The sequence below is a fragment of the Streptomyces actuosus genome (genome assembly GCF_016921115.1).
Classification (GTDB): Bacteria; Actinomycetota; Actinomycetes; order Streptomycetales; family Streptomycetaceae; genus Streptomyces; species Streptomyces actuosus_A.
In genome coordinates this window covers 1-358 of record NZ_JAFFZS010000283.1, presented here as the reverse complement: position 1 = coordinate 358, position 358 = coordinate 1, and the positions used below count along the sequence as shown (strand labels likewise).

Sequence of the window (358 nt, the reverse complement as noted above, 5' to 3'; positions counted from 1 at the left end):
TCCCTGGTGACCGATAGCGGATAGTACCGTGAGGGAATGGTGAAAAGTACCCCGGGAGGGGAGTGAAATAGTACCTGAAACCGTGTGCCTACAAGCCGTGGGAGCGTCGGAAGCACTTCGGTGCTTCTCGTGACTGCGTGCCTTTTGAAGAATGAGCCTGCGAGTTTGCGGTGTGTTGCGAGGTTAACCCGGGTGGGGTAGCCGTAGCGAAAGCGAGTCCGAACAGGGCGTTGGAGTAGCACGCTCAAGACCCGAAGCGGAGTGATCTAGCCATGGGCAGGTTGAAGCGGAGGTAAGACTTCGTGGAGGACCGAACCCACCAGGGTTGAAAACCTGGGGGATGACCTGTGGTTAGGGG

At 57.8% G+C, this 358-nt stretch carries 1 rRNA gene; it reads left to right on the top strand.

Features of this window, described 5'->3' with window-relative positions:
* Positions 1-358 (top strand): 23S ribosomal RNA (locus JS756_RS36340); the annotation flags it as partial.